Source organism: Pseudomonas sp. HLMP (assembly GCF_046365545.1).
Taxonomy (GTDB): Bacteria; Pseudomonadota; Gammaproteobacteria; order Pseudomonadales; family Pseudomonadaceae; genus Aquipseudomonas; species Aquipseudomonas guariconensis_B.
Genome location: NZ_JBDLLR010000001.1, coordinates 37,057 through 46,393, shown reverse-complemented (window position 1 = coordinate 46,393; position 9,337 = coordinate 37,057). Strand labels below are relative to the sequence as shown.

Annotated in this window: 11 protein-coding genes; 5 read left to right on the top strand and 6 right to left on the bottom strand. The window is 65.6% G+C overall.

Features of this window, described 5'->3' with window-relative positions; genetic code table 11:
* Nucleotides 1-11 precede the first annotated feature (11 nt).
* From gorA to ABFA30_RS00290, 6 genes are all read right to left on the bottom strand, one after another.
* Nucleotides 12-1,367, bottom strand: coding sequence for a glutathione-disulfide reductase (gene gorA, locus ABFA30_RS00315; RefSeq protein WP_225790635.1), 1,356 nt, complete (start codon nt 1,365-1,367; stop codon nt 12-14).
* Nucleotides 1,368-1,486: 119 nt separating this feature from the next.
* The gene (gene galU, locus ABFA30_RS00310) at nt 1,487-2,326 is read right to left on the bottom strand and encodes a UTP--glucose-1-phosphate uridylyltransferase GalU (RefSeq protein ID WP_253081190.1); all 840 of its coding nucleotides are present in this window, start codon (nt 2,324-2,326) and stop codon (nt 1,487-1,489) included.
* Between the two features lie 49 nt (nt 2,327-2,375).
* Complete coding sequence (locus ABFA30_RS00305; RefSeq protein WP_410045033.1) at nt 2,376-3,737, bottom strand: UDP-glucose dehydrogenase family protein; 1,362 nt, start codon at nt 3,735-3,737, stop codon at nt 2,376-2,378.
* Nucleotides 3,738-3,878: 141 nt separating this feature from the next.
* Nucleotides 3,879-4,793: a c-type cytochrome gene (locus ABFA30_RS00300; RefSeq protein ID WP_225790738.1), complete on the bottom strand. Its 915-nt coding sequence runs from the start codon at nt 4,791-4,793 to the stop codon at nt 3,879-3,881.
* Entirely contained in the window at nt 4,790-5,440 is a 651-nt protein-coding gene (locus ABFA30_RS00295; protein ID WP_225790739.1) for a c-type cytochrome, read from the bottom strand. The genes ABFA30_RS00300 and ABFA30_RS00295 overlap by 4 nt, the downstream gene beginning before the upstream one ends.
* Nucleotides 5,441-5,585: 145 nt before the next feature.
* Entirely contained in the window at nt 5,586-5,945 is a 360-nt protein-coding gene (locus ABFA30_RS00290; RefSeq protein ID WP_225790740.1) for a hypothetical protein, read from the bottom strand.
* Between the two features lie 174 nt (nt 5,946-6,119).
* Between ABFA30_RS00290 and ABFA30_RS00285 the strand changes: the two genes are divergently transcribed.
* The 5 genes from ABFA30_RS00285 to modB all read left to right on the top strand — a co-directional run bounded on the left by ABFA30_RS00285 (nt 6,120) and on the right by modB (nt 9,337).
* Complete coding sequence (locus ABFA30_RS00285; RefSeq protein WP_225790741.1) at nt 6,120-6,422, top strand: DUF1883 domain-containing protein; 303 nt, start codon at nt 6,120-6,122, stop codon at nt 6,420-6,422.
* An 8-nt stretch (nt 6,423-6,430) separates the two neighbouring features.
* Nucleotides 6,431-6,601 (top strand): hypothetical protein, encoded by a 171-nt coding sequence (locus ABFA30_RS00280; RefSeq protein WP_225790742.1) that lies wholly within the window; start codon nt 6,431-6,433, stop codon nt 6,599-6,601.
* 29 nt (nt 6,602-6,630) lie between these two features.
* Nucleotides 6,631-7,704: an NAD(P)H-dependent flavin oxidoreductase gene (locus ABFA30_RS00275; protein ID WP_253091425.1), complete on the top strand. Its 1,074-nt coding sequence runs from the start codon at nt 6,631-6,633 to the stop codon at nt 7,702-7,704.
* A 194-nt stretch (nt 7,705-7,898) separates the two neighbouring features.
* Nucleotides 7,899-8,657: a molybdate ABC transporter substrate-binding protein gene (gene modA / locus ABFA30_RS00270; RefSeq protein ID WP_410045032.1), complete on the top strand. Its 759-nt coding sequence runs from the start codon at nt 7,899-7,901 to the stop codon at nt 8,655-8,657.
* Nucleotides 8,657-9,337, top strand: a complete 681-nt coding sequence (modB, locus tag ABFA30_RS00265; protein ID WP_253081187.1) for a molybdate ABC transporter permease subunit — start codon at nt 8,657-8,659, stop codon at nt 9,335-9,337. Before modA ends, modB begins: the two co-directional genes overlap by 1 nt.

The following is a 9,337-nucleotide window of genomic DNA, read 5'->3' as shown; positions in this document are numbered from 1 at the left end:
GGCATTGCAGGTCAGCGGGCAGGCGTACGCAGGGTCACGAACTCCTCGGCCGCCGTCGGGTGCACGCCGATGGTCTCGTCGAACTGCTGCTTGGTCGCACCGGCCTTGAGGGCGATGCCCAGGCCCTGGATGATCTCGCCGGCGTCCGGCCCGACCATGTGGCATCCCAGGACCTTGTCGGTCTCGGCATCGACCACCAGCTTCATCAGGGTCTTCTCCTGGATGTCGGTCAGGGTCAGCTTCATCGGCCTGAAGCGGCTCTCGAAGATCTGCACCTTGTGCCCGGCCTCCAGCGCCTGCTCCTCGGTCAGGCCCACGGTGCCGATCGGCGGCTGGCTGAACACCGCGGTGGGGATGTTCTGGTAATCCACCGGGCGGTACTGCTCGGGCTTGAACAACCGGCGCGCCACGGCCATGCCTTCGGCCAGGGCCACCGGGGTGAGCTGGACACGGCCGATCACATCGCCGATGGCGAGAATCGATGGCTCGGTGGTCTGGTACTGCTCATCGACGCGGATGAAGCCGCGTGTGTCGAGCTCAACGCCGGTGTTCTCCAGGCCCAGGTCGTCGAGCATCGGGCGGCGGCCGGTGGCATAGAACACGCAATCGGCGACCAGTTCGCGACCGTCCTTGAGAGTGGCTTTGAGGCTGCCATCGTCCTGCTGGTCGATGCGCTGGATGTCACTGTTGAACTGCAGGTCCAGGCCGCGCTTTTCCAGCTCTTCCTTCAGGTGGCTCCGCACCGAGCCGTCGAAGCCCCGCAGGAACAGGTCGCCGCGATACAGCAAGGTGGTACTGGCGCCCAGCCCCTGGAAGATACCGGCGAACTCCACCGCGATGTAGCCGCCACCGACCACCAGGATGCGCCGTGGCAGCGCCTTGAGGTAGAAGGCCTCGTTGGAGGTGATCGCCAGTTCCTTGCCCGGGATGTCCGGCACCTGCGGCCAGCCGCCGGTGGCGATGAGGATGTGCTCGGCGGTATAGCGCTGGCCCTCGACTTCGACCTCATGGGCGCCGGTCAGGCGCGCATGGCCTTGCAGCAGGGTCACGCCGCTGTTGACCAGCAGGTTGCGGTAGATGCCATTGAGCCGCTCGATCTCGCGGTTCTTGTTGGCGATCAGCGTGCCCCAGTCGAAATGCCCCTCTTCCAGGGTCCAGCCGAAGCCTGCGGCCTGCTCGAGCTCGTCGGCCACATGGGCGCCGTAGACCAGCAGCTTCTTCGGCACGCAACCGACGTTGACACAGGTCCCTCCCAAGTAGCGGCTCTCGGCCACCGCCACCTTCGCGCCGAAGCCCGCAGCGAAGCGCGCCGCACGCACACCGCCGGAACCGGCGCCAATCACGAACAGATCAAAATCGTAGGCCACAATCCAGACTCCACAAAAAAAGCCACCCGAGGGTGGCTCTTTTTGTGGCGAGCTGCAAGCTTCACGCTGCAAGAAACGGCGGTCACACCGCCGCCCGCTCGCCGCTCATGGCTCGAGGCTCAGTAAGCCTTGCCGGCCTTGTAGTAGTTCTCGAAGCAGAAGTTGGTCGCCTCGATGTAGCCTTCGGCGCCCCCGCAGTCGAAACGCTTGCCCTTGAACTTGTAGGCGATCACGCAACCGTTCTGCGCCTGCTGCATCAGGGCGTCGGTGATCTGGATCTCGCCACCCTTGCCCGGATCGGTGTTCTTGATGATGTCGAAGATGTCCGGGGTCAGGATGTAGCGGCCGATGATCGCCAGGTTGGACGGGGCATCTTCCGGCTTGGGTTTCTCGACCATGGTGTTCACCCGGTAGATGTCATCGCGGATCATCTCGCCGGAAATCACGCCGTACTTGTTGGTCTCCTGCGGATCGACCTCCTGGATGGCGACGATCGAGCAACGGAACTGATTGTACAGCTTGACCATCTGGGTCAGCACGCCGTCGCCTTCCGGGTTGACGCACAGGTCATCGGCCAGGACCACGGCGAAGGGCTCGTCGCCGATCAGCGGGCGGCCGGTGAGGATGGCATGGCCCAGGCCCTTCATTTCGGTCTGGCGGGTATAGGAGAACGAGCACTCCTCGATCAGGCGACGGATGCCGACCAGGTATTTTTCCTTGTCGGTGCCCTTGATCTGGGTCTCCAGCTCGTAGCTGATGTCGAAGTGGTCTTCCAGGGCGCGCTTGCCGCGGCCGGTGACGATGGAAATCTCGTTCAGGCCGGCATCCAGCGCCTCTTCGACGCCATACTGGATCAGCGGCTTGTTCACCACCGGCAGCATTTCCTTGGGCATGGCTTTGGTAGCGGGCAGGAAGCGGGTGCCGTAACCGGCTGCCGGGAACAAGCATTTCTTGATCATATACGTCCTTAAAACAAAGGCTGGGCCTGTGGAGTTCGGCGCAGTCTAATCAGGCGGCAGTCACCTTACAATGCCCCGCCCGTGGCCGACCGATGCCATGATAGAGGTAACCCAGTGTAGATAGTTCCGAGGGATCGTAAATATTGCGCCCATCGAACAGCACCGGCATGCGCATCAGGCCACGCACACGCGGGAAGTCCGGCTGGCGGAACTGCTTCCACTCGGTCACCAGTACCAGGGCGTCGGCGCCTTCGACACAGGCATAGGGGTCGTGCGTCAGGTGCAGTTGGCCCGAGGCCAGGGCCTGCGGGTAGCGCGCGGCGACCCCTGGCAGCGCCGCCGGGTCGCAGGCCTGGACCTGTACGCCTGCTGCCAGCAGGGCATCCAGCAGCACCAGGCCGGGCGCCTCGCGCAGGTCGTCGGTCCCCGGCTTGAAGGCCAGCCCCCAGATCGCCACGTTGCGCCCGCGCAAAAAACCACCGAAGTGCTGCCGCAGGGCCTGGAACAGCATGGTCTTCTGCACATCGTTGCGCGCCTGCACGGCACGCAGGATGTCAGGCGGGTAGCCGGCCTGCTCGGCGCAGTGGATCAATGCCCGCATGTCCTTGGGGAAGCACGAACCACCGTAGCCGCAGCCGGCATAGATGAAGTGGCTGCCGATGCGCCGGTCGCTGCCGATACCCCGGCGTACCTGCTCGATGTCCACGTCCAGGCGCGCGCAGAGCCCGGCCAGTTCGTTGACCAGGGAGATCCTGGCGGCGAGGAAGGCATTGGCGGCGTACTTGCTGAATTCCGCGGCCCGCGGCGACATCACCAGCACCCGCTCGCGGTTACGCACGAAGGGTGCGTAGAGCCGCTGCAAGCACTGGCTGGCCTGCTCGCTGTCGCTGCCGATGATGATGCGGTCCGGGCGCATGAAGTCGTCGACGGCGCTGCCTTCCTTGAGGAACTCCGGGTTGCTCGCGACCTCCACGGCAAAGCGTGCGCCGCGCTCGCGCAGGCCGCTGGCGATGCGCTGGCCCACCCGCTCGGCGGTGCCCACGGGGACGGTCGACTTGTTCACCACCAGGCACGGCCGGGTGAGGTGGCGAGCGAGGCTGTCGGCCACCGCCAGCACATGCTGCAGGTCCGCCGAACCATCTTCTTGGCTCGGTGTGCCGACAGCGATGAACACCACGTCGACCTTGGCCAAGGCCAACTCCCACTGCTCGGTGAAACTCAGCAGGCCAGCGCGCAGCCCGGCCTGCAGCAAGGCGTGCAGGCCGGGCTCGTAGATCGGGCACTGGCCCTGGCGCAACTGTGCCAGGCGCGCCGAATCGCGCTCCAGGCAGACCACGCGGTTGCCCATTTCGGCGAAGCACGCCGCCGTGACCAGCCCCACATACCCCGCCCCGATCACACAGAGTTCCATGGCCACGCTCCCTTGCGAAGATTGCAGCCATTGCACCCCAGGCGCCATTGCAGGGCTGTGACAACCTGGGGGCGGGGATGTGACAACGGTAGGGAACACCACCCAGACATCCAGGGCTGCAAAGCAGCCCCGTTGCCACGATCAGCCGCCAGTCCCCTGCCCGACCAGCACGCCATCGACCTTCTGCCCGTACAGGTTGACCCCGTCGTTGGCATGGAACTTCAGCCGCGTCTTCTCGATCGAGCCTTCCACCAGACGCGGATCCTGGGGCCGCTCATGGCGATTGATCCAGGCCGCCACGTCCCAGGCCTGCTGGTCGCTCAGGCTGCCAGGCCGCCCCAGGGGCATGTTGTGCTTGATGAAGGACGCCGCGGTGTTGATCCGGTGCATGCCGGCGCCCCAGTTGTAGGAGTCCTTGCCCCACAACGGCGGCATCACGTATTCACCGGCCACCTTCTGCCCCTCGCCCTGGTCGCCGTGACAGATCGCACACTGCTCACGGTAGACCTGCTGGCCCCGGGTGAAGTCATAGCCCCCCTTGGGCTGTGGCACTTCGGGGTAACCACGGCCCGGGCTCTCCACGCCGGTGGCTGCCTTGGTCGCCAGCCAGTAGGAGTACACGCTGAGGGCGGTCATCTGCGGGCTGTCGGCGGCCGGCGGCGTGCCGTTCATGCTGAACTGGAAGCAGCCCTGGATACGCTCGGCGTAGGTGTTGACCTTGTCGTTCTTCTTGCGATAGGCCGGGTACATCGGGTAGGCGCCCCACAGCGGCGCGGAATGGGCCAGGCGCCCCTGGTCGAGGTGGCAGTTGCTGCAGTTCATGCCGTTGCCCACCGCCTCGGGCATCAGCCGACGGGTATCGACGAACAGCGCATGGCCCTCGCGGACCATCTGGCCGAAGGCGTTGTCGGGCAGGTCGCTCTCCGCCGGCGGGGTGAACACCGGGGCCGCCTGGCTGCCGGGCACCTTGAGCTGGGACTGGTCCTCCATCGCGATGGGCGCCGCCTGGGCGCTGCCCAGGGCAATCAGCAACAGGGCTGGAAGCATCGGTTTCATGGCTTGACCTCCTGGCTGGCGGGCTGGGCGAAGAACGCGGCGATCGCCTTGACCTCCTCGTCGGTCATGGCCTTGGCCACACCGACCATCAACTGATTGGGGTCGTTGCGACGGCTGCCGTCGCGCCAGGCGTCGAGTTGCGCCACCAGGTAGGCGGCCGGCTGCCCGGCCAGCGGCGGGAAGTGTTCGCCAACACCGCTGCCGCCTGGGCCGTGGCACTGCACACAGCCGGGTATCTGCCGGCTCCAGTCGCCGTACAGCGCCAGCCTGGACACAGGGTCCGTGGCCATCTGCTGGCGGCGCAGGTCAGGTGCGGGGTCGGCCGGCATACTGGCCAGGTAGGCGCTGACAGCCTTGATTTCCTCATCGCTCAATGCCTTGGCAAGCGGCTCCATGACCGCCTGCTTGCGGCTGCCCGCGCGGAAATCATCCAGTTGCTTGCTCAGGTATCCAGCCGGCAGGCCGGCCAGGCGCGGGAAGCCGGCGGCGGCGATGCCCTTGCCATCCGGGCCATGGCAGCCCAGGCAGGCCATGGCGGCGGGGTTCTGCCCGCCCTGGGTGAAGACTTTCTGGCCATCGACGGCATGCGCCGAAGGCCAGGCCAGGATCAGCAGGCTGCCGATCACGACACGACTCAACGGGTTCATCACGGGACGCTCCATTTCCTTGTTATAAGCTTAGGCTTAAACGATATAAGCCTGAAAATAGTAGGCCTATCGCCGGTGGGGAACAACGCCCACCGGACAAGGAGAATGGCAGTCCGCCTGCTAATCGCTCATTTGCTGAGCTGGATCAAGAACCGGAGATGCACTGGGTAGCCGCAGTACGCACGTCACCCAGGCGCAGGGGGAAGTTGTTCAGCCGCTCGTGCAGCTTGATGCTGCTGCCGCTGCCGCGTTTGTCGATATCCACCAGTGCCGCAGGGCCGGCACCAGCGGCCAGCTTCTGCGGCACGATCAGGCGCAGGCCGTCGCCACGCGGCTCCTCCACCAACGGATCACGGCTGTCGGCCAGCCTGGACTTGACGCAATCGGCATACTCACGCGGTGTCTTTCCGGAAATCACGTCGAGCGTTTCCCTCGACTGCTCCAGCTCCGAAACGCTGACACAACCACCCAACGCCAACGACACCGCCGCCACCACCCACTTCATTCGATCTACCCCTTGCATCACACAGACATCACACAGGAACCGTTGGACAACGGCCGGGCCGATTTGCTCCCGGCTTTGGCGGATTTATCCCCGTGCCGGCCATGGCAGGCGCAAGCGCACCCCGACATCGTGGTATCTTTCGTCTTTGCAAAACCGACCCTTGCGGAGCATCACATGAAATTCGTACACCAGCGCGAACACCTCAACGAGGACGACGTGGTCGTCATCGAGTGTTCCCAGCGCTGCAACATCCGCCTGATGAACGACGCCAATTTCCGCAGTTTCAAGAACGGCGGCCGGCACACCTACCACGGTGGCCACTTCGTGCGCTTCCCGGCCAAGATCACCGTGCCCAGCACCGGTTTCTGGAACATCACCATCGATACCGTGAGCCCACGGCCGATCTCGGTGACGCGCAAGCCGACCTTCACCCACAAGATCAAGATCATCCGTCGCTCGTCGTCGAAACTCGGATAAGGCCCGCCATGACCCAGACCATCAAATACGTCATCAAGTACAAGCTCGACGGCGAGCGCCGCTGGGACTTCGCCGTGATGCCCGACGCCTCCCACGAGCAGGCCCTGGAAGCGCTGCGCAAGATCCACGGCGAGGACGCCGAGAAGATCAGCGACATCCAGGTCAGCAAGGCCCTTTGACCGGCAACCCCCTTTGACAGGAGTAGCGCATGAGCACCTGGCCAGACCGCCGTATCCTCGATTTGCTGGGCATCCAACTGCCCATCCTGCAGGCCCCCATGGCCGGCGCCACCGGCTCGGCCATGGCCATCGCCGTGGGCAATGCCGGCGGGCTGGGCGCCCTGCCCTGTGCCATGCTCTCTGCCGAGCAGGTGCGTGGCGAGATCGAGGCCTTCCGCGCCAGTTGCCAGGGCCCGCTCAACCTGAATTTCTTCTGCCACCAGCCGCCAGCGCCCGATGCCGAGCGCGAGGCACGCTGGAAGCAGGCGCTCAAGCCGTACTACGAGGAGGTGGGCGCCGACTTCGACGCCCCGACCCCGGTATCCAACCGCGCGCCCTTCGATGAGCAGAGCTGCCAGCTGGTGGAGCAACTGCGCCCGGAGGTGGTGAGTTTTCATTTCGGCCTGCCCCGCGCCGACCTGCTGCAACGGGTCAAGGCCAGCGGCGCCAAGGTGCTGTCCAGCGCCACCACGGTAGAGGAAGCGGTATGGCTGGAGGCCAACGGCTGCGATGCGATCATCGCCATGGGTTATGAAGCCGGCGGCCACCGCGGCATGTTCCTCAGCGACGACATCACCAGCCAGATCGGCACCTTCGCCCTGGTGCCCCAGGTGGTGGACGCGGTGCGCCTGCCGGTGATCGCCGCCGGCGGTATCGGCGACCACCGTGGCCTGGTCGCCGCCCTGGCGCTCGGCGCCTCGGCGGTGCAGGTCGGCACCGCGTACCTGTTCTGCCCGCAGGCTAAGGTGTCGCCGGCGCACCGCCGCGCCCTGGACAGCGCGCCGGCCAGCGACACGGCACTGACCAACCTGTTCACCGGCCGTCCTGCCCGGGGCATCAACAACCGCATCATGCGTGAGCTGGGGCCGATGAGCCCACTGGCACCGCACTTCCCCCTGGCTGGAGGGGCGCTGATGCCATTGCGGGCGATTCGCGACCCGCAGGGCAACAGCGACTTCAGCAACCTGTGGGCGGGCCAGGCGCTGCGCCTGGGGCGACAGCGGTCGGCTGGCGAGTTGACCCGGGAGATGGCTGACAAGGCGCTGGAACAGATGGGGCGCTGAGCACTGCCATGTGGGGCCGCTCGCGCCCCAAAGCCCTCTGCCGGGCACATGATTCGTGAGCACCGCGCCCCTGTGGGCTTGCTCGCGAATGGGCCCTGTACTACCCACAAATCCCCCGCCCGCCCCTTCCCGACGGATGGCTTATCGCTATATATTCCGCCACATAACGAAAACCATCCCAAGGAGCTGTCCCCATGCGTATCCGCCTGTCCCACCTGGCCGCCAGTGCCCTGGCCAGCCTGGTCTCCCTCAACAGCGCCTGGGCCGATGAAGTCCAGGTGGCGGTCGCGGCGAACTTCACCGCGCCCATCCAGGCCATCGCCAAGGACTTCGAGAAAGACACCGGCCACAAGCTGGTCGCCGCCTACGGCGCCACTGGCCAGTTCTACGCGCAGATCAAGAACGGCGCACCGTTCGAGGTGTTCCTCGCCGCCGACGACACCACACCCGCCAAGCTGGAACAGGAAAAACAGATCGTCCCAGGCTCGCGCTTCACCTATGCCATCGGCACCCTGGCCCTGTGGTCGGCCAAGCCCGGCTATGTCGACGACAAGGGCGAGGTCCTGAAGAAAAACGAATACCGCCACCTGTCCATCGCCAACCCCAAGACCGCACCCTACGGCCTGGCGGCCACCCAGGTGCTGGACAAGCTGCAACTGACCGAAGCCACCAAGGCCAAGCTGGTCGAAGGCCAGAACATCACCCAGGCCTTCCAGTTCGTCTCCACCGGTAATGCCGAGCTGGGCTTCGTCGCCCTGTCGCAGATCTACAAGGATGGCAAGGTCCAGAGCGGTTCGGCCTGGATCGTCCCCGCCGAGCTGCACGAGCCGATCCGCCAGGATGCCGTGATCCTCGACAAGGGCAAGGACAACCCGGCCGCCAAGGCTCTGGTCGACTACCTCAAGGGCCCGAAAGCGGCCGCGCTGATCAAGTCCTACGGCTATGAAATCTGATGCCACTGGACGCCAGTGACCTGGGCGCGATCTGGCTGACCATCAAGCTGGCCAGCCTGACCACCCTGATCCTGCTGATAGTGGGCACGCCCATCGCCTGGTGGCTGGCCCGCACGCGCTCCTGGCTGCGCGGGCCGATCGGTGCGGTGGTAGCCCTGCCGCTGGTGCTGCCACCGACGGTGATCGGCTTCTACCTGCTGATCGCCCTCGGCCCCCATGGCTGGATCGGCCAGGCCACCCAGGCCATGGGCCTGGGCAGCGTGGTGTTCAGTTTCACAGGGCTGGTGATCGGCTCGGTGGTCTACTCCATGCCGTTCGTGGTGCAACCCCTGCAGAACGCCTTCGGCGCCATCGGCCAGCGTCCACTGGAGGTGGCCGCCACCCTGCGCGCCAGCCCCTGGGACACCTTCGTTCACGTGGTGCTGCCGCTGGCCCGACCGGGCTTCGTCACCGCCAGTATCCTGGGCTTCGCCCACACCGTGGGGGAGTTCGGCGTGGTGCTGATGATCGGTGGCAACATCCCCGACAAGACCCGCGTGGTCTCGGTGCAGATCTTCGATCACGTCGAGGCCATGGCCTATCCGCAAGCACACTGGCTGGCCGGCGCCATGCTGGTGTTCTCCTTCCTGGTGTTGCTCGTGCTCTATGCTGGCCGCCGCGGCAAGGCTGGCTGGAGCTGA